We start from the raw sequence: 19,334 nt of genomic DNA, 5'->3' as shown, positions 1-19,334 counted from the left end.
CGGTCCATGGCTGATCTGCGCGACCTCGACGTGCCGGTCGTCGCGGCACCGATGGCCGGCGGTCCGACGACCCCCGAACTGGTCATCGCCGCGAGCATGGCCGGGGGACTGGGCCAGCTGGCCGCGGGATACCTGACTCCCGAGCGCCTCGCGTCGGACATCGCCGCCGTCCGCGACGGGGGCACCGACGCCTTCGGGGTGAACATCTTCGTCCCCGAGGCCGAACCGGTGAATCGGGACGCCGTGGCACGCTACCGCGATCGCCTCCTCGACTACGCCGCCTCTCTCGGCGTGGAACTGCCCGCCATCGAGGAACTCGGCGACGACGACGATCGGTTCGACGCCAAGATCGCGCTGATGTGCGACGAACGAATTCCCTTCGTCTCGTTCGCTTTCGGTTGCCCATCGGCCGACACCGTCGGCGAACTGCGACGCCATGGCTGCAACGTGGGCGTCACCGTCACCACCGAGGACGACGCGAGCAGGGCCGCCGAGGCCGGCGCCGACTGGCTGTGTGTGCAGGGACCCGACGCCGGCGGTCATCGGTCGGTGTTCGACCGTCGGACCGAACCGCCCACCCAACCGCTGGACGACCTCGTCCGGGCGGTGATTGCACGCGTCGATCTTCCTCTCGTGGCGGCGGGCGGTGTGTCGACCCGTGATCGAGCCGGCGAGGTGCGATCCCTCGGTCCGGTCGCGGTGCAGGTCGGCACCGTGCTGCTGCGCACCCACGAAGCCGGAACCAAGCCGGCGCACGCGGACGCGCTGGCCGATCCGGCGCGCACCGAAACGGTGGTGACCCGCGCGTTCAGCGGACGCCCCGCACGGGCGCTGCGCAACCGCTTCACCGACGAGTTCTCCGACGCCGCGGTGGCCGAGTATCCGGCGGTCAACAAGCTCACCGGTGGCATCCGACGCGCCGCCGCCACCGACCCCGACGGCATCAACCTCTGGGCCGGGAGCGGATTCCGCGACGCCGCCGTCGAGTCCGCGGCCGACACGATCCGCCGTCTCGGCTGACCCATGCCGCGGCAATCGCCGCGCCCCGGCGCCTAGACTCTGAGACGACGAGGGGACGCCATGAATGAGCCTGCGGTGCGTCTGTCGGCCGAACCAGACATTCGGAGTTCGCCCGACCAGCCGCGATCGATGACGACACGAGCCGATCTCTAGGACCTGCGATGGCCCGTCGGACAGTCACGCGACCAGCCGATCCCCCGTCCCGGGAGATCGCGGATGATCTGAGCGCGGCGGGCTTCACCAACGCTCGGATCGCGGGGCGTGGCGGGTTCGGGGTCGTCTACCGCTGTCTCCAACCTGCGCTCGACCGTGAGGTGGCGGTCAAGGTGCTGCGGGCCGGCCGCGACGAGACCGATCGCCTCCGGTTCCTCCGCGAACAGCAGGCGATGGGCCGTCTGTCGGGTCACCCCAACATCGTCCACATTCTCGAGGCCGGCGTGACGCGATCGGGATTCCCGTACATCGTCATGCCCTTCCACGCCCGCGGCTCGCTGGACACGCGGCTCCGTCGCCGAGGGCCTTGCGAGGTCGACGAGGTCCTCGATGTCGGGATCAAGATCGCCGGCGCCCTGGAGACCTCCCATCGGGCCAGCGTTCTGCATCGAGATCTGAAACCCTCGAACATCCTTCTCACCGAGTACGGCCAACCACAGCTGACCGACTTCGGCATCGCCCGGCTCGCCGATCGCGACGACACCACCCGCGGACTGGTCCTCGGCACACCGGCCTACACCGCGCCGGAAGTGCTGCGCGGTGAGTCACCATCGGTGCTCTCCGACGTGTACGGGCTCGGCGCCGTACTGTTCGCGGCGCTGGCCGGCCGACCGGCGTACGGGCGTCGCAAGAACGAGGACCTGGTCGCCCAGCTGTTGCGGATCACCACCGAACCGATTCCGGACCTCCGAGCGCAAGGCATACCGGAGCCCCTGTGGACGGTCATCGCGCGGGCGATGGCCCCCACACCCGCAGACCGCTATGCGACGGCACGCGAGTTCGGTGAAGCCCTGCGGCAGGCCGGCCTCGAACTCGGATATCCCGTACCCGAGGTGCCGGTACCGCTGTTCGCCGACATCGACGGTCCCGCGCCGACCGAGTCCGACTCGTCCACGGACACCTCGGAGTACCCACACCTCGACACCCGCGCCGACGGATCGGATTCGGGGCGTCCGCCCGTCATCACCGCCAAGTACCGGCCGCCGGTCCTGGCCCACGCCACGGTTCCACGCACCCGGTTGCTCGCGCGGCTGACCACCGGCAATCGGGCACGGCTGATCCTGATCCACGGACCCGCGGGATACGGGAAGACCGTGCTGGCCGCCCAGTACGTCCAGGCAGCCGAGACCACCGGCGGAAAGACGGCGTGGTTGGCGATCGACGAGGACGACAACACACCCGCATGGTTTCTGTCGCACCTCGTCGACGCGATCAGCGTGACGTTTCCCGGCCTGGGGAATGAGCTCACCCGCACCTTGGAGGAGTACGGCGAAGGCGCCGAGCGCTACGTGCTGACCACGCTGATCAATCGCGCCCACACGACCGACGAGCACATCCGCATCGTCCTCGACGACTGGCATCGGATCACCAACCCGGCGAGCCGGGCGATCGCGCAGTTCCTGATCGACAACGGTTGCCACCACCTCCAGCTCGTCGTCACCAGCCGCACACGCCGATATCTGCCGCTCAGCAGTCTTCGAGTGAAGAACGAACTCATCGAAATCGACGCCGCGGCACTGCGTTTCGACATCGACGAGTCTCGCGAGCTACTCACCGGGGGAACCGGGCTGCCGATCGACGACACCGATGTCGCCGAGCTCGAGGAGACCACCGACGGCTGGGTGGCCGCCCTGCAGCTGGCGTCCCTGGCGCTGCGCGAGCACGACGATCCCCGCGCGGCGATCCGTCAGTTCTCGGCGAACCACCGCGAACTGGGGGAGTACCTCGCCGAGAACGTCCTCGACAGCCTCGACCCGGACCTCCTCGACTTCCTCCTGGCGACCTCGGTCAGCGAACGGATCTGTGCGTCGCTGGCGGCCGCGTTGACGGGCCGACGCCACACCCAGAGCATGCTCGAGGACATCGAGGAACGTGACCTGTTCCTCACCCGACTCGACCCCGAAGGACAGTGGTTCCGCTACCACAACCTGTTCGCCCACTTCCTGCGTCGTCGACTCGAACGGCAGGAGTCCGACAGATGCGACGATCTCCACCGGCGAGCAGCCGCGTGGTTCGCCGAGCGGCGCATGTTCAGCCCGGCCGTCGACCATTTCCTCGCCGCCGGCGATGAGTCCGAGGCGGTCGACCTGGTCGAACGCGAAGGCTACGACCTGCTCGAACAGTCCAAGATGAGCACCCTGCTCGGCCTCGCCGCCAAGCTCCCGGTGACAACGCGCAGGCAGCGACCGGATCTCCAGCTGGCGCTCGCCTGGGCGCACGCGCTTCTTCACCACCGGGCACCGGCGAACACGGCGCTCGCCTCCATCGATGCCGCACTCCCGGCCGGCGCCGGCCCCGATGGCGATGTCGCCGACATCCGCGCGGAGACCGGACTCATCCGTGCCTCGATGAATGTTCTCGACGATCAACTCGAGGGCGTCGACGAGGCCGTCGGGGCCTGCATGGTGCGCGCCGAGCGCCTGCGTCCGTGGGTTCTGTCCGGCGTCGCCGCTGTCGCATCGTTCCGCGAGATCCAACGGTTCGCCTACGACGAGGCCCGGGAATGGCAGCGCTGGGCACGTCCGCACCACCGCCGGACGAAAGGACCGTTCAGCGTCATCTACGGATACATCCTCGACGGCGTGGCGGCGCGGGAAAAACTGGACTTCGACGCCGCCGAGGCATCGTTCCGGCACGCGATGGGACTCGCTCGTGCCTCCGACGAGGACCGCTCCTACGGCTCCCGGCTCAGTGGCGCGCTCCTCGGGGAGTTGCTGTACGAACGCGGGAATGTGGACGAGGCCCAGCGGCTCCTCGACGACACCTACAACCTCGGCGCCGAGGGGGGCATCGTCGAGATCATGCTCGCCACCTATGTCGTCGGCGCACGCGCGAAACACGCTCTCGGGCAAGATGACCAGGCCGCCGAGCGGCTGGACGAGGGCGAACGGCTGGCACAGGCGCTGAATCTCCCGCGGTTGGCCGCCCACATCACGGCCGAACGCATCCGTTCGGGTATCGGTGCGTCAGCGCTGTCCGCAGATTCGTTCCCGGCCGAGATGCCGCACGACCTTCCGGACGGAATCGTTCAGGTCACCGCCGAGAAGACCGAGGAGGCAGCCATCCGCGCACTCCTGGCCGTCGGTACCACCGACACCCGGAACGCCGCGTGCCGACGGGCACGCGCCCTGGCCGGGTCGATCGACGAGACGACCCGGCCGAGAGCGGAGCTCGACGCCCGGCTGCTCCTGGCCGAATGTCTGGCCGCGAGCGGGTCCCTCGCCGAGGCGGAGGAACTGCTTCTCCCGATCCTCGATCGCTGTGCCCGTCTGGGTCTCGTGCAACCCGTGCTCGATGCGGGATCCGGTGTCCAACACATCGTCCGAAGACTGGGTACAACCGCTCGCGGGGACGTGGACCCGGTGGTCGTCCCGTTCCTGGACAGACTGCACACGTCGCCCCTCACGGAGTGAAGATCGAGTTGCCCGGTGTCGTCGGCACACAGCAGCTGACCGCGAGCCGTGGACGACCGTCAGCGCCTGCCGGGTTCGTCGCTGTCGTTGACGCGTCGCCCGATCGCTGACACCTGACGCAACTGCGCACGGGTCACGCGGTCGACGACGAGCCGACGCACATTGGCGACATAACCGGGCGCAGTAGCCACGACCTTCTCCCAACCCGCTTCTGTCAGAACCGCATTCGTGAAGCGACCGTCCTCCGGGCACTGATGGCGGCGCACCCATTCTCGTTTCTCCAGCCGACCCACGACATGGGAGAGACGCGACAGGGAACCATAGGACATCTCGGCGAGCTCACTCATCCGCAACGTACGGTCGGGCGCTTCGGACAACGCGGAGAGGACCTCGTATTCGAAGTGGGTGAGCTGCGCTTCCCGGAGCAGTTGAGCGTCGAGCGCATGGGGGAGCCGAGCCAGCGCCGTGGCCACCTGAATCCAGGCGTCCATCTCCTCGTCGTCGAGCCATCTGGGCTCCTGCTCACCGGACATTCGCGCAGTCTATCCGATCTCCATTACTTGAAGCTTCACTTGACTCATCAATCATTGGGCCTAGGTTCATCAATTGACACATCAAGTGAATCCTCGAGCTCAAGGCGGTTTTCCATGTCCAGTCCCATCGTCCGGAGCGTGGGAATCCTCCTCGCACGCATCGCATTCGGCGCCGTTTTCCTCGCCCATGGCCTGCAGAAGTTCCAGCAGAACGGGTGGGCCGGCCCCAAAGCCGGGTTCGAGATGATGGACGTTCCACTGCCCGCGATCTCGGCGTTCCTCGTCACCTGGCTCGAGATCCTCGGCGGTATCGCTCTGATCGCCGGTCTGCTCACCCCGGTCGTCGGCCTGCTGTTCTTCCTCGACATGCTGGGCGCGCTGTTCATCGCCCACATCGACAACGGCATCTGGGCCTCCGACGGCGGCTATGAACTCGTGCTGGCACTCGGCGCCGGCGCGCTTCTGCTGGCCGTGGTCGGCGCAGGCCGTCTCAGCATCGACGCGATCCTCGGCACCAAGGCACCCTGGCGCGCCGTCGACGGCAACCGTCCGGCGACGACGGTCGGCTCCGCCAACTGACCGCACACACACCCGTTTTCGGACCCGCAGCCCAGGCTGCGGGTCCGAGCCGTTGGCGGGGTAGATTTCGCGCGAAGTCCCTCAACCGTCGAAGGAACCCCATTGCCCAGGATCCTCCTCATCGGCGCGATCGTGTCCGAGGTCGCCGCGACGTTGTCTCTCAAAGGCTCGGAATCACTCCCGGTCCTCTACCTCGTGGTGGTCGTCGGCTACGCGACGGCCTTCATGCTGCTGGCCGCAGTCCTGAAGCGGGGGATGGGGATCGGCGTCGCGTACGGCGTGTGGTCGGCGGCCGGCGTCGCCCTGACGGCGGTGCTCGCCGCCCTGATCTTCGATGAGGCGTTCAGTCCCGTCATGGCGGTGGGGATCGTGTGCATCATGATCGGGGTCGTGCTCGTCGAATCCGGGTCCTCGTCCCACGCACCGGTCGCCGCGATGATCGACGAGGCCTGAACGTGGGGTACGTATTCGTCATCCTGGCGATCGTGGCGGAGGTCAGTGCCACGCTCGCACTCCGCGTGGCCACCGACGGGAGACCGCGGTTCTACGGGATCGTGGTGGTCGGCTATCTCACCGCCTTCGTCGCACTGACAGTCGCACTTCGTCTGGGAATCCCGCTCGGTGTCGCCTATGGGATCTGGGCGGCGGCCGGTGTGGCGGCGACCGCCATCGCAGCCCACTTCCTGTTCCGGGAAAGACTCACCCCCCGGGTGCTGGCCGGCATCGGAGTCATCGTCGTGGGAGTGCTGCTCGTCGAGCTGGGCGCTGTGCACTGAGACCTACCGGACAGGTCAACCGACCCAACTCACCCGAGGCCTCATACCATGCCGCGATCGACATGCCTCGGTCATCCGTGACCGTGATCATTTCGACCTGCGCTTATCCTGAGGGACGTGACCCCCACCGTAGGTAGTTCCGTGCCGTCGGGACGTATTCGCAGCACCGCATACGCGTCGAAGGTGATGTCCGCCGACGACGCAGTGCAGTTCATCCAGCCCGACGACACCGTGGCGATCAGCGGATTTGCCAGTGCCGGAACACCGAAGGTGATCATCCCCGCCCTCGCGGACAAGATCAGGGGAGCCCGGGCGACAGGTTCGAATTTCACCATCAACCTGCTGACCGGCGCCTCGGTCTCGACCGAGACCGAACGCCTCCTCACCGAGGTCGACGGCATCGCACTGCGGATGCCGTACCAGTCGGAGGCCACCGCCCGTAAACGCATCAACGACGGTCGGATGGACTACGTCGACATACACCTGTCCCACGTGGCCCAGCAGGTGTGGGTGGGCTACTACGGCAAAGTCGACGTCGCCGTCGTCGAGGTTGCCGGAATCACCGAATCGGGGGAGCTGATTCCGTCCGCGTCCATCGGCAACAACAAGACCTGGCTCGACGTGGCCGAGAAGGTCATCCTCGAGGTCAACTCGTGGGTACCCGCGGGCGTCGAGGGAATGCACGACGTGTACTACGGCACGGCACTTCCGCCCAACCGCAAGCCGATCCCGCTGACCCGCGTACAGGACCGGATCGGCCAGCCGACCTTCCGGGTCGACCCGGCCAAGGTCGTCGCCGTCGTGGAGACCGACCACCGCGACAGCGCCAGCCCCGTGACCCCGCCCGACGCCATCAGTGAGGCGATCGCCGGTCACGTCCTCGACTTCTTCGACTACGAGGTCCGCAACGGCCGGCTACCCGCCGACACGCTGCTTCCTCTGCAAGCAGGTATCGGCAACGTCGCCAACGCCGTGCTCGGCGGTCTGGACCGCGGCCCCTACAAGGGACTGACCTGCTATTCCGAGGTCATCCAGGACAGCATGCTGCGGCTGATCAAGGACGGGACCGTCTCACACGCGTCGTCGACCGCACTGGCACTGAGCGAGGCGGGTATCGAGGAACTGACGTCCAACATCGACTTCTACCGGAACCACATCACCCTGCGTCCGCAGGAGATCAGCAACCATCCCGAGGTCGTCCGCCGTCTCGGTGTGATCGCGATGAACGGCATGCTGGAGGCCGACATCTACGGCAACGTGAACTCGACGCACGTGATGGGCACCAGGATCATGAACGGCATCGGCGGGTCGGGTGACTTCGCCCGCAACGGTTATGTGTCGTTGTTCCTGAGTCCGTCGACGGCCCGCGACGGCGCGATCTCGTCGATCGTGCCGATGACGCCACACGTCGACCACACCGAACACGACTGCCAGGTGATCGTCACCGAACACGGGTTGGCCGACCTACGTGGCCTGTCGCCGCGACGCCGCGCGCCCCTGATCATCGAGAAATGTGCGCACCCGGAGTTCCGGCCGATGCTGAACGATTACTTCGTCCGCGCCGAGGCGATGCCGGCCGCCGGCCAGACCCCGCACATCCTCGGTGAGGCGTTCAGCTTCCATCAGCGGTACCTGGAGACCGGCTCCATGCGCTGAGGACTCAGCGCGAATCGTCTCCACCCTGACCACCCGGGGCGTCCTCCCCGTTCGTGCGGTCCTCGCGTGGGTTGTCGAAAGTCACGTCGATCGCCTGAAACCCCTTGTTCCGCTGCGCCCTGACCTGCGCCGAGTAGGCGGCCTCGTCGCCTTCGGTGAGGATGACGTTGTCGGTGAACGGTGTCAGCAGCGATCGCGGATACAGGTGATCCACTCGTACGGAATTGGCTTCGAGGCAGAACACCAGCACGATCGAGGTCACATAGAGAAACGCGAGCAGCCCGAGAACGATGGCGAAGACGCCGTTGGTGGAGCTCGCGTTGGCGATGACGCGTGCGACGTACACCGCGCCGAAGGTCTGGATCGCCTGCCAGCACGCCGCGGCCGCCAGCGCACCGGGTAGGACGTCGCGCACCGACAGGGCTCGAGCGGTACCGAACCGGAACGCCACGATGAAGACGGACGTGCTCAGCACGACAGAGCCGAGAATCGCGAACCAGCGTCCGACGACGCCCAGCTCGATACCGGCGGCGAGGCCGTTGACAACGGTCAGTCCGATGACGGCGAGGCCGACCGTCGACAGCAGCACCAGGCCGCGCAGACGCACGAAGATCGGGTCCGGTCGTTCGTTGCGTGGCACTGCCCAGATCGTGTTCATCGCATTCTGGGCCGCGACGGCGACACCCAGACCGCCGTACAGCGAGACGAGCACACCGATCACGAGGGCCGGGATCCCGCCGCTGAGCTTCTCGGGCTCTCCGAGCTGGCTCCCGATGACCGGGATCTGACTCATCGCCGAGTCCAGGATCCGCTCCTGCAGTTCCGGATTGTCGGCGAGCACGATGCCCAGGATCGTCGAGAACAACAACAGCAGCGGGAACAGGGAGATGAACGCGTAATAGGTGCAGAGTGCTGCCAGGTACGCGCCCTGATCGTCGACGAACTTGTAGATCACCGCCAGGGGGAACCCGGTCGCCGGATGACGTCGCTGGAAGTCGTCGATCCGTTCCGACAGCGACACCCGATCACCTTCTGCTCGTCGTCCGCCCGGTCGTGCTGGCACCGCCCGATCGGCGGGTCCGCTGACTGTATCCCGTGAGACGCCCGATCCCCGGTAGCCCGGTCCGTTGGTCGGCGAATCCGATCTGCGCCTCAGTGAAACGGATCCGCGGACGGCACACCGAGTGCGCGAAACGGACCTCCGAGTCGCCAGTAGGCGAGTCCGACGATCCCGTGGGGAAAGAAGCGGCAGGTGGTGGTCACCTCGGTACGTGGGGAATCGCCACCGAGGTCGCGCAACGCGTATTCGATGAACCCGTTCCCGCGTGAGTCCTCGCTCACCCGAACGCGCAGGAACTCGGGACGCTTCTCGCCGACCACCTGCCCGCGCCGCTCGAGGGAATCCCAGATCTCGTCGGCGGATCCGTTCTCGACGGTCGTCGTACTCGTCTCGAACACCTCTTCTCCGGCCCAGTCGGGGTCGGTCGGGATCGGTTCGGAAGCAGGCACATCCGCGGCGGCCTTCGCCCACGTCGCCGGTGCGGCACCACGTTCGGCCCGGTTCAGTGTCTCGGCGACTGCGCGGCTGTACGGCGTCAACCCGCCCGGTGGGCGGGGGATGATCGAGTCGATGTCGCGGTTTCGGCAGACGGCGTCGCATTCCAGCGACTCGATCAGCGGCCGGGCGATCTTTCCCCGGATAGGTGTCACGAAGCGGACCCAACGACTCGCCACCGACGGTGTGAGGAACGGAAGGACGACCATCGTCCGCGGGCGGAGCCCGGCGACCTGTGCGTAGATCCGCATCATGTCGCCGTACTCCAGCACATCCGGTCCGCCGATGTCCCAGGTTCGAGACGACGGGACCTCCGCGGTCGCGGCCTCGACGAGGTAGTGCATCGCGTCGGAGACGGCAATGGGCTGGATCTTGTTGCTGACCCACCGCGGTGTCGTCATCGCCGGCAACCGCTCGGTGAGGTGGCGGATGAGTTCGAACGACGCCGATCCGGACCCGATGAGGGTTCCGGCCTGCAGCGCGACGGCTTCGACCGGCGACTCGATGAGGATGTCGCCGACCTCGGCCCGCGATGCCAGGTGTTCGGACAGTTCGGTTCCCTCTGGATGCAACCCACCCAGATAGACGATCCGGGACACGCCGCACTCCTGTGCAGCTGCCACCACGTTCTCAGCAGAGCGTCGCTCTTCGGTTGCGAAGTCTGCGTCGGTGCTCATCGAATGAACCAGGTGATAGACGACGTCGACGCCGTCGAAGGCCGCCACCAGTGAGTCACGGTCCGACAGGTCACCCTGGACGACCTCTGCACGCGGGTCGGCCGTCCACGGCGCGTCGGCCAGCTTCGACGGTGTCCGGGCCAGCGCACGGACACGGTGACCGCGGTCGAGCAACCGGGGTGCCAGCCGGGCGCCGACGTAGCCGGTCGCTCCGGTGACCAGACAGGTTCGCGTGTCGTTCACATGACTCCTCTGTGTGCCTTCGGGCGTTACCCCTCAGGCTAGGAGCGGAAACCTCGACGCCGGGCCCGTCGCCAGGTGTTGGTGCCGGATCGTTCCCTCTGGCCACAGGTCGGTAACGCCGGACGGCGTCGCGTCGCGTCGTCAGTCGTCCTGCGCAAGGGGCGAATTGACGAACCAGAGGCTCTCTTCGTGCAGGCGTTCGCTCCGCCAGCCCGTTTCGGTGCGCACCATCGAGTGGTGATAGTTCCCGCCGCACGTGCTGAGTTCGGTCATCCCCACGAACTGCATGGGGTTGTAGAACATCGCGCGGACCTGGGCGCGGTCGCCCTCGAAGGAGTATTCGATGTTGGTGATGAAGTGCTGGCTGACCGTGACGAATGCGAAGCTCTCCTCCAGCCACGCGGCGATCTCGTCGCGGCTTCCCGATCGACCGGCGGGCGCCGAGGAATAGTCGACCGTGGCGTCGGCAGTGAACACCGAGCGCCACAGATCCCAGTCCTTCGTGTCGACGGCACGGGCATATCTGTAGAGCGTGTCGGCGATATCGAACCGGTCGGCGATCTCTGAGGTGTTCACGGCTCTCCGTTTCTGTGCGCACCGCCACGGGCGATGCCGGGTCGTGGTCAGTGGTTCGGACGGAAGCCGATCCGCGGTGGGGCAGAGGCACTTCGGTCGTCGACCAGGCCAATCTGCCACCAGGTCAGACATCTCGAACCAATCGACGGGCGACGGCCGTTCCTCCACGTCATGGCCGCACCCTGCCGACTATAGACACCTCCAGACTCCCGTCAGGGAGTTCGGCGCAACCTACCAGGGACAGGCTTCATGGATTTCGTGACGAGGACCCGAGTTACACAGTGCTGGAGAATGTTTCGCAGTAGGTACGCCGCTTCGCTCGATCGTCACCGCTCGGCCGGGGATGGAAGATCAGGGTTGCAGCAGTTCCCGCACCACCCGTAGGTCGGCGACGAACTCGTCGAAGGCCCGGTCACGTTTGTCCGACGGTCCGCGCAGGATCGACGACGGGTGGACGGTCGCCAGCACGTCCACGGCGTAGTCGGGTCCGACATCACCGTCGGCGGCCAGATCGAATCGTTCGCCCCGGTGCCGGGTCAGCCGGAACGTGCTCCCGAGCAACGCCTGGGCGGCGGTCGCGCCGAGGCATACCACGATTCGGGGTGCGACGGCGTCGAGTTCGGCCAGCAACCACGGTCGGCACGCCACCACTTCGGTACGCGACGGCTTGTCGTGGATTCGACGTTTCTGGCCGGCCGCGCGAGTGAACTTGAAATGCTTCACCGCATTGGTGACGTAGGTGAGTTCGCGATCGATCTCGGCGGCGTCCAAGGCACGATCGAACACCCGTCCCGCCGGACCGACGAACGGTTTGCCCGCCCGATCCTCCTGATCCCCGGGTTGTTCGCCGACGAACATGATCGTCGAACCCGGAGATCCGGCTCCGAAGACGGTCTGATCAGCCGCCTTGTAGAGGTCGCAGCCGCGGCACGTGCGGGCGGCCTCGACCAGGTCGTCGAGATCGTGCGAGTCCGGCAGGAACCGTTCTGCCCCAGGGAATGCCATGACGTTCCTTCCGGCGGCTGTGCGAACGGAAGTGGACATACCCGGAGGCGTAGGACATCACACCTCGGTCATCACACCTCGGTCACCGCGCGGGCAGGGCGGCCGCCTTGCCGTTCAGCCAGGACAGGGCCGCGAGCTCGGAGGTCAATCCGATCCCGTGTCCGAGGAAGGTCCCCGGCAGCACCAGCGGGAGATGCATCGTCTCGACGGTGACGTCCGCACCCTGTGCACGCCAGGACCGCACCATCCGATCGGTACCGCGCGCATCGACCACGTCGTCGCCACGGTTCTGACTCACCAGGATCGGCATCCGCGGCGCGACACGGCCCAGACGCTGGTCGTTCACCACCGTCCGCCACGGCTCCTTGCGCAGATGGGCGGCGATGGGACGGCCATCCCTGGTGTAGAAGGTCGTGGGCACGAACGGATTCATCCGGAGCACATCGAACACACAGTACGAGTTGACCTGTCGCAGAACGTTCCGGCCGAGGGGGTTGAACACGGAGAGGAACTCCGCACGTCGTTCGGGGTAGGCGGCCATGAAGCCGTTGACCACCCAGCCGACACCACCCCCGAGAAGGCTCCCGTCCCCGAGTCGTGCCAGATCTGCCAGATCCGGTGCCGGGGCACCGGCGAAGGCGCCGAAGATCGGGAGTTCGGGAGCGTACGACCCGGCGAGTTCGGCGGCGGAGCCGGCCGCGAAGCCTCCCTCTGAGTAGCCCCACAACGCGACCGGGGCCTGGGCGCTCACCCCGAACTTCGGGTTGCGTGCCACACGCGCCATGTCCAGCATCGACGTCCCCAGCGACCTGCGGTTGAGGTAGGGGTGATCACCGGGCGTGCCGAGTCCCTCGTAGTCGGTCAGCGCCACCGCGTAACCGTTCGCGAGGAGCGCCCCGATCGCGAGCTCCTCGTACGCCTGCCCGTATCGCAACAGTCGCGAGGGCGCGCATTGATCGCCGGCACCGATGGTCCCGGACCCCACCACCACGACCGGACGCTCGCCGCGTCCGGTCCAGGGCGATCGGGGGACGAGGACACTGCCGGTCACGGCAGTCGGACGGTTCCGCGCGCCGGTACTCGCGTACATCACCGTGGTGGTCCGGGCGTCGATGTTCGCGCCGGTGAACGGGATGATCGCCGCGTACGACGGCGCCGACCGGATCAGCGATCCGGGGCGGGTGTCGAAGGCCGGTGGCGGGTCGTAGAAGCCGGGGTAGGGGTCGGCGGCCACCTGGCCGGCACCGCCGAATGCCAACGCGGAGGCCGCCGTGCACGCTGTCAGCACGGAGCGCAAGCGTCGACGTCGCGTCGGGAAACGCCTGTGATCGCGCGTCAGGACGCGGATGTGAGTGCGCGAGAAACTGCGTGGTCGACCCCCGATGGACATGAGTCCATTAGTCCGGTCTCGGCGCCTCGTGTCCGGGGTTTGGGGAAATCCGTGTCGCTCCGGTGCCCGAGGGCCTGCTCAGCGACTCCGTGACCGCTCGCCCCGCAGGATCGCGCGCGACACCAGTCCGGCCGCTGCCGCGGCGGCGACCCACGGCCCGCCGACCAGGATCGGATCGAGCCAGGCATGGTTGTTGTCGACGCGTTCACGCCCCACCCGCGAACTCCAGCCGTGTTGGCTGACCTCCGTCCGGATGCCGGTCTCGGTAATCGGATTGTCGGGCCGGCCGGCCGCGACCGAGCGGAGTCGCGCCTCGACCGCGCCGACACGATCGGCCCCGATCAGGATCAGCCAGTGCGCCGCACGACCCTCGCTGAACCGATAAGCGGATCGCCGGATCACTCCCGACAGACCGCTGGGCGGGGTCGACGTACCGAAAACCGGTGTCAGGAAGGCATGTTCGTTAGATCGTTCCCTCGCCTCACGGTGAGGCTGATCCTCCGGTACGTCCCAGTGCACACCGGGAGCGGGCCCGACCGGCAGTTCCTCCGGGACCGCGGGCCGGGAGGCCGGATCGGCATCGACGCCCCAACCCGGGATGCGGTCGACGAGGTCGGTGGTGTCCGGATCGTTGGGTCGGTTCGCTGGGTAGGCAGGCATGCGCTTCTCCTCAGCCGGCGTCGGCGACGATGATGGGCTTGATGCATCCGTCCAGCTTCGACGAGAAGATGTGATAGCCGTCGGCGATGTGCTCGAGCGGAATGCGGTGTGTGACTATGTCATTCGGCTTGAAGTAGCCGTTGCGGATGTGTTCGAACAGGCGCGGCCACTGGCGCTTGACCGGGCACTGGTTCATGTTGATCGTCAGGCCCTTGTTCAACGCATCGCCGAACTTCACGGCGCTGAAGATCGGGCCGTACGCGCCCATCACCGATACCGTGCCGCCCTTGCGAACGGAGTCGATGGCCCAGTTCAGGGCCACCGGTGAACCGCCCTGGAGCTTGAGCTTGGCGGCGGTGACGTGTTGCAGGAAGTTGCCGTCTGCCTCGGCCCCCACCGCGTCGATCACGCGGTCCGCACCGATGTTGTCGGTGATGTTCTTCAGATGGACGATGATGTCGTCGTAGTGGGCGAAGTTGTAGGTCTCCGCATATGCGAAGGTCTCGGCCTTGTCGAGACGGTACTGCAGGTGGTCGACGACGATGACCCGCCCGGCACCCATGAACCACGCCGACCGCGCCGCGTACAACCCGACCGGACCCGCACCGAACACGATGACCGTCTCGCCCTGTCGGATGTCGGCGAGCTGCGCGCCGAAGTATCCCGTGGACAGCGCATCTGTGAGGAGTAGTGCGTCTTCGGGGTCCATCCAGTCCGGGATCACGCTGGGACCGACGTCGGCGAAGGGAACCCGGACGAACTCGGCCTGCCCGCCGTCGTATCCGCCGCAGGTGTGCGAGTACCCGTAGATCCCACCGACCGCGGTCGCGTTGGGATTCACGTTGTGGCAGTTGGAATAGAGGCCTCGAGCGCAGAAGAAGCAGGTGCCGCAGTAGATGTTGAACGGCACCATCACGCGGTCGCCGACCTTCAGGTTCTGTACCGACCCGCCGACGGACTCGACAACACCGATGAACTCATGACCGAACGTCATGCCGGGTCGGGTGTCGGGCATCATGCCGTGATAGAGGTGCAGATCGGAGCCGCAGATGGCGGCGTGGGTGACCCGGACGATCGCGTCGTTGGGATGTTCGATGCGGGGAATGGGCTTCTGCTCGACACGAACCTTGTACGGCCCCCGATAGACCATGGCACGCATCGTGTCGGTGCTCGTCGACGCTGTCATGCGGCGTCGGATACCCGGCCGCTTTTCGGGCAAACCTCACGGCCGAGACGTCGCCACGGCCGACTCCTGTGCAGGTGGATCCGGTCGGGGGTGTAGAAAAGACCCGGTTCATCCAGAACCCCGAAAGGATCGAGCAATGTCTGTGGTGTCGTATGTGATCGCCGGTTCAGAGGCGACGGGTGGTGCGGGAATCCAGGCCGACCTGCGCACTTTCGCCCAGCTCGGCACCTACGGCGTCGGAACCATCACCTGCATCGTGTCCTTCGACCCCAAGGCCGGCTGGGGTCACCGTTTCGTCCCGATCGAGCCCGGCGTGATCGCCGATCAGATGGAGGCCGCCACCGTCGCGCACGAACCGGACGTCGTCAAGATCGGCATGCTGGGCACGCCCGCGACCATCTCGACGGTCGCCGAGGCACTGGCATCGCGGTCGTGGCGGCACGTGGTCGTCGACCCCGTCCTGATCTGCAAGGGCCAGGAACCCGGTGCGGCGCTCGACACCGACAATGCCCTACGCGCGGAGATCCTGCCGCTGGCCACCGTCGTGACCCCCAATCTGTTCGAGGCGGCAACACTCGCCGGCATGGACGAGCTCACCAGCGTCGACGACCTCGCCGAAGCGGCTCGTCGTATCGCCGATCTCGGACCGAAGTACGTGATCGTCAAGGGCGGGGTCGGACTCGCCGGTGACGAGGCCGTCGACGTCGTCTTCGACGGTACGGACATCACCATCCTGCGCGCACCCAAGGTGGGCGACGAGCGGGTCTCCGGTGCGGGATGTGTGTTCGCCGCAGCGACGACCGCCGAGCTGACCAAGGGCGCCGATGTGCTCGACGCGGTGCGCGCGGCCAAGGAGTACACCCATGCGGGGATCGTCGGCCGCCTCGGCTCGACCGCACCGTTCGACGCCGTCTGGCACGGGCAGCAGTAGCACTCCGCGCCGTGGCGTGAACCCACCATTTTTCGGCAGAATCTCCACCCTGATAGGTGCTGGGTTTGCCAAAAAGTGGTGGGCTTGTCGGAGCTGGCATCCTGGAGACAGCACCGCGTCGGACAGCCAGGAGTGAACAGTGACCGCAGTAGACCGCGTCGACGTCCTCATCATCGGAGCCGGGATCTCGGGGATCGGCGCCGCCCACTATCTGCGGTCCGAGCAGCCGTCGAAGACGTTCACCATCGTCGAAGCCCGCGGGGCCGCCGGCGGAACCTGGGACCTCTTCCGTTATCCCGGCATTCGCTCGGACTCGGACCTGCACACGTTCGGCTACGAGTTCAAGCCGTGGACAGACAAGCAGGCGATCGCCGACGCCCCGCGGATTCTCGACTACCTGCACGAGACGATCGAGGACAACGACCTGGCCGGCCACATCCGGTACCACCACAAGGTCGTGTCCGCCGCCTGGTCCTCGGACGAAGCACGGTGGCTGGTCGACATCGAACGGGCCGATACCAGTGAACGGACGCAGATCAGCGCGCGGTGGATCTTCTGCGGTTCCGGCTACTACGACTACGACGAGGGGTTCAGTCCCGACTTCGCCGGACAGGATCGGTTCCGCGGTCAGATCGTGCATCCGCAACACTGGCCGGAGGATCTCGACTACGCAGGCAAGCGAGTGGTGGTGATCGGAAGCGGCGCGACGGCCGTGACGCTACTCCCCGCGATGGCCGACGAAACCTCGCATGTGACGATGCTGCAGCGCACGCCCACCTATGTCATCCCGCTGCCCCGGGAGGACGCCCTCGCCAACGCTCTGAAGCGGATCTTCGGCGACGAGCGCGGATACGCACTGACCCGGCAGAAGAACGTCGCGCAGCAGCGAATCCTGTTCGAACTGTGCCAGCGGTTCCCGCAGGTCGCCCGGCGGATGATCCGGAAGATCAACGAGTCTCAGCTGCCGGACGACTTTCCGGTCGACGTGCACTTCAATCCGCCCTACGACCCGTGGGATCAGCGGCTGTGCGTGGTGCCCGATGCCGATCTCTTCCGCACCATCCGGGCGGGCAAGGCCTCGATCGTCACCGATCGGATCGCATCCTTCACCGAAACCGGCATCCTCCTGGAGAGCGGTGCCGAACTCGAGGCCGACATCATCGTCACCGCAACAGGTCTCAACATCAAGATCATCGGCGGTATCGAGCTCACCGTCGACGGAGAGTCCGTCTCACTGCCGGACACCGTCGTGTACCGCGGGATCATGCTGTCCGGGGTGCCGAACTTCGCGCTGGCGATCGGCTACACCAATGCGTCCTGGACACTGAAGATCGGGTTGCTCTGCCAGTACTTCTGTAAGCTGCTCGGCTACATGGACTCTCACGGCCACGACGCGGTGTGGGCGGTCGCCGACCCGGACATGCCCACTCGTCCGCTGCTCGACTTCGGCGCCGGCTACGTCCAGCGTGCTCTCGACACCCTGCCGAAACAGGGACCACGCGCACCGTGGGTGATGTCGATGAGCTATTACACCGACCGTCGTCTGTTCAAAGGCGATGTCGCCGACGAGAACCTACGGTTTGCCCGGGCGCGGCAGACCGAGGTGCTCGCGTAGCGTCATGCCTTCGTAGCCCTCTCGGAACAGGCCACGGCGGCGCAGGATCGGTACCACGGTCTCGGCGAACACGTCGAACCCACCGGGGAGAAATGGCGGCATGACGTTGAAGCCGTCGGCCGCGCGGTTGTGGAACCAGTCCGTCATCGTGTCCGCGACTTGCTCGGGGGTACCGGCGACGACGCGGTGACCGCGGGCACCGGCGAGCTTGTGCAGCAACTGCCGAAGTGTCGGCTTCTCGCGACGGACGATGTCGGCGTACACCTGCGTTCGCGACTTCTTGTTGTTCGTGACGTCGCCCGCGTCGCCGAACGCCTCGATCGGTACGGGCGCGTCGAGGTCCAGATCGTCGAGGTCGACGTAGGCGAAGTCCTTGAGCTGCATGAGACCGAAAGCGGGAATCGTCAGTTCGTTGAACTCCCGCTCGAGTCGGCGAGCCTCCTCCTCGGTGCCACCGATGAACGGGCTGAGTCCCGGCAGGATCTTGATGTGGTCGGGGTTTCGGCCGAGATCGAAGGCTCTGCTCTTGACGTCCCGGTAAAAGGCCTGCGCATCCTCGATGCGTTGCTGAGCAGTGAAGATCGCCTCGGCATGTCGCGCCGCGAACACGCGGCCATGGTCGGACGAACCCGCCTGTACCAGGACGGGGTGTCCTTGCGGCGGACGCGGCGTGGTGAGCGCGCCGGCGACTTTCAGATGGGGGCCGGCGATGTTCGGATGATGGATGCGGCTCGGGTCCACGTACCATCCGGCCGCTCGGTCGAGCACGACCGCATCGTCGTCCCATGAGTCCCACAGCGCTTCGACCGCCTCGACGAAGGCTTCCGCGCGTTCATACCGCAGCGCGGCGTCCGGATTCCCGTTCAACCCGAAATTCCGTGCGGCGTCGGGGGAGTCGGTGGTGACGATGTTCCACGCGGCACGGCCGCGAGACAGATGGTCGAGTGTCGAGAGGGCTCGGGCGAGCTGCCACGGGTAGGAGTAGGTGGTGGAGGCCGTCGCGATGAGACCGATGCGTTCGGTCCCGCCGGCGACGGTCGCCAGCGTCAGCAGCGGGTCGAGGCGGCCGGCCGCGTTGAACTCGATGTTGGCGTCGAGTTTCGGTATGTCGGCAAGGAACACCGCGTCGAGTGTCGCCGCCTCCGCTGCCCGGGCCAGACCCAGGTAGAAGTCGGGCTCGAACATCCGCTCGGGCGTCGAGGCCGGATGGCGCCAGGCCGCCTCATGATGTCCCGACGAGAGGATGAAGAGATTGAGGTTCATCTGGCGACGATCGGCCATGGCTGACGCGGTGTTCCTTGTCGTG

General features: G+C 66.6%; 17 protein-coding genes. 8 read left to right on the top strand and 9 right to left on the bottom strand.

The window, feature by feature from the left end:
* Positions 1–6 precede the first annotated feature (6 nt).
* Both IHQ52_RS14685 and IHQ52_RS14680 read left to right on the top strand, forming a co-directional pair.
* A complete protein-coding gene (locus IHQ52_RS14685; RefSeq protein ID WP_024499246.1) occupies positions 7–1,020 on the top strand; it encodes an NAD(P)H-dependent flavin oxidoreductase in 1,014 nt (337 codons plus the stop codon).
* A gap of 161 nt (positions 1,021–1,181) precedes the next feature.
* Entirely contained in the window at positions 1,182–4,646 is a 3,465-nt protein-coding gene (locus IHQ52_RS14680; RefSeq protein WP_024499247.1) for a serine/threonine-protein kinase, read from the top strand.
* Positions 4,647–4,705: 59 nt separating this feature from the next.
* Here the strand turns inward: IHQ52_RS14680 and IHQ52_RS14675 are convergent, their stop codons facing one another.
* Positions 4,706–5,179 carry a MarR family winged helix-turn-helix transcriptional regulator gene (locus IHQ52_RS14675; protein WP_024499248.1) on the bottom strand — a complete coding sequence of 158 codons (474 nt, stop codon included), beginning with the start codon at positions 5,177–5,179 and terminating at the stop codon, positions 4,706–4,708.
* Positions 5,180–5,293: 114 nt separating this feature from the next.
* Here IHQ52_RS14675 and IHQ52_RS14670 point away from each other — a divergent pair, with 114 nt between their 5' ends.
* The 4 genes from IHQ52_RS14670 to IHQ52_RS14655 all read left to right on the top strand — a co-directional run bounded on the left by IHQ52_RS14670 (position 5,294) and on the right by IHQ52_RS14655 (position 8,190).
* Positions 5,294–5,758, top strand: coding sequence for a DoxX family protein (locus IHQ52_RS14670; protein WP_024499249.1), 465 nt, complete (start codon positions 5,294–5,296; stop codon positions 5,756–5,758).
* Positions 5,759–5,860: 102 nt separating this feature from the next.
* Positions 5,861–6,211, top strand: a complete 351-nt coding sequence (locus IHQ52_RS14665) for a DMT family transporter (protein ID WP_024499250.1) — start codon at positions 5,861–5,863, stop codon at positions 6,209–6,211.
* A gap of 2 nt (positions 6,212–6,213) precedes the next feature.
* Positions 6,214–6,534 (top strand): DMT family transporter, encoded by a 321-nt coding sequence (locus IHQ52_RS14660; RefSeq protein ID WP_024499251.1) that lies wholly within the window; start codon positions 6,214–6,216, stop codon positions 6,532–6,534.
* A gap of 141 nt (positions 6,535–6,675) precedes the next feature.
* A complete protein-coding gene (locus IHQ52_RS14655) occupies positions 6,676–8,190 on the top strand; it encodes an acetyl-CoA hydrolase/transferase family protein (protein WP_024499252.1) in 1,515 nt (504 codons plus the stop codon).
* A gap of 4 nt (positions 8,191–8,194) precedes the next feature.
* Here the strand turns inward: IHQ52_RS14655 and IHQ52_RS14650 are convergent, their stop codons facing one another.
* The 7 genes from IHQ52_RS14650 to IHQ52_RS14620 form a co-directional block, all read right to left on the bottom strand.
* On the bottom strand, positions 8,195–9,211 hold the full coding sequence (locus IHQ52_RS14650) for a YihY/virulence factor BrkB family protein (RefSeq protein ID WP_024499253.1): 1,017 nt from the start codon (positions 9,209–9,211) through the stop codon (positions 8,195–8,197).
* Positions 9,212–9,342: 131 nt separating this feature from the next.
* On the bottom strand, positions 9,343–10,665 hold the full coding sequence (locus IHQ52_RS14645; RefSeq protein ID WP_024499254.1) for an NAD(P)H-binding protein: 1,323 nt from the start codon (positions 10,663–10,665) through the stop codon (positions 9,343–9,345).
* Between the two features lie 141 nt (positions 10,666–10,806).
* Positions 10,807–11,241, bottom strand: a complete 435-nt coding sequence (locus tag IHQ52_RS14640; RefSeq protein ID WP_024499255.1) for a nuclear transport factor 2 family protein — start codon at positions 11,239–11,241, stop codon at positions 10,807–10,809.
* A gap of 351 nt (positions 11,242–11,592) precedes the next feature.
* Positions 11,593–12,246, bottom strand: coding sequence for a UdgX family uracil-DNA binding protein (locus tag IHQ52_RS14635; protein WP_024499256.1), 654 nt, complete (start codon positions 12,244–12,246; stop codon positions 11,593–11,595).
* Between the two features lie 82 nt (positions 12,247–12,328).
* Positions 12,329–13,534 carry a lipase family protein gene (locus IHQ52_RS14630; protein WP_024499257.1) on the bottom strand — a complete coding sequence of 402 codons (1,206 nt, stop codon included), beginning with the start codon at positions 13,532–13,534 and terminating at the stop codon, positions 12,329–12,331.
* Between the two features lie 180 nt (positions 13,535–13,714).
* Positions 13,715–14,296, bottom strand: a complete 582-nt coding sequence (locus IHQ52_RS14625; protein ID WP_024499258.1) for a hypothetical protein — start codon at positions 14,294–14,296, stop codon at positions 13,715–13,717.
* A gap of 10 nt (positions 14,297–14,306) precedes the next feature.
* A complete protein-coding gene (locus IHQ52_RS14620) occupies positions 14,307–15,455 on the bottom strand; it encodes a zinc-dependent alcohol dehydrogenase (protein WP_024499259.1) in 1,149 nt (382 codons plus the stop codon).
* A gap of 163 nt (positions 15,456–15,618) precedes the next feature.
* Here IHQ52_RS14620 and thiD point away from each other — a divergent pair, with 163 nt between their 5' ends.
* Both thiD and IHQ52_RS14610 read left to right on the top strand, forming a co-directional pair.
* On the top strand, positions 15,619–16,413 hold the full coding sequence (gene thiD / locus IHQ52_RS14615; protein WP_024499260.1) for a bifunctional hydroxymethylpyrimidine kinase/phosphomethylpyrimidine kinase: 795 nt from the start codon (positions 15,619–15,621) through the stop codon (positions 16,411–16,413).
* A 139-nt stretch (positions 16,414–16,552) separates the two neighbouring features.
* Positions 16,553–18,028, top strand: a complete 1,476-nt coding sequence (locus IHQ52_RS14610) for a flavin-containing monooxygenase (RefSeq protein ID WP_024499261.1) — start codon at positions 16,553–16,555, stop codon at positions 18,026–18,028.
* Here IHQ52_RS14610 and IHQ52_RS14605 read toward each other — a convergent pair.
* A complete protein-coding gene (locus IHQ52_RS14605; RefSeq protein WP_024499262.1) occupies positions 17,987–19,309 on the bottom strand; it encodes an LLM class flavin-dependent oxidoreductase in 1,323 nt (440 codons plus the stop codon). The genes IHQ52_RS14610 and IHQ52_RS14605 overlap by 42 nt on opposite strands.
* Positions 19,310–19,334 lie beyond the last annotated feature (25 nt).

This window comes from Gordonia amicalis (assembly GCF_022059885.1).
In the GTDB taxonomy this organism is placed as follows: Bacteria; Actinomycetota; Actinomycetes; order Mycobacteriales; family Mycobacteriaceae; genus Gordonia; species Gordonia amicalis.
The sequence above is the reverse complement of the archived record's forward strand: the minus strand, read 5'-3'. Positions and strand labels throughout refer to the sequence as shown.

Coding starts and splice junctions, on each gene's coding strand:
- IHQ52_RS14635 (WP_024499256.1), bottom strand. CDS start 12,246: ATGGCATTCCCTGGGGCAGAACGGTTCCTGCCGGACTCGCACGATCTC.
- IHQ52_RS14685 (WP_024499246.1), top strand. CDS start 7: ATGGCTGATCTGCGCGACCTCGACGTGCCGGTCGTCGCGGCACCGATG.
- thiD (WP_024499260.1), top strand. CDS start 15,619: ATGTCTGTGGTGTCGTATGTGATCGCCGGTTCAGAGGCGACGGGTGGT.
- IHQ52_RS14675 (WP_024499248.1), bottom strand. CDS start 5,179: ATGTCCGGTGAGCAGGAGCCCAGATGGCTCGACGACGAGGAGATGGAC.
- IHQ52_RS14620 (WP_024499259.1), bottom strand. CDS start 15,455: ATGCGTGCCATGGTCTATCGGGGGCCGTACAAGGTTCGTGTCGAGCAG.
- IHQ52_RS14680 (WP_024499247.1), top strand. CDS start 1,182: ATGGCCCGTCGGACAGTCACGCGACCAGCCGATCCCCCGTCCCGGGAG.
- IHQ52_RS14605 (WP_024499262.1), bottom strand. CDS start 19,309: ATGGCCGATCGTCGCCAGATGAACCTCAATCTCTTCATCCTCTCGTCG.
- IHQ52_RS14670 (WP_024499249.1), top strand. CDS start 5,294: ATGTCCAGTCCCATCGTCCGGAGCGTGGGAATCCTCCTCGCACGCATC.
- IHQ52_RS14625 (WP_024499258.1), bottom strand. CDS start 14,296: ATGCCTGCCTACCCAGCGAACCGACCCAACGATCCGGACACCACCGAC.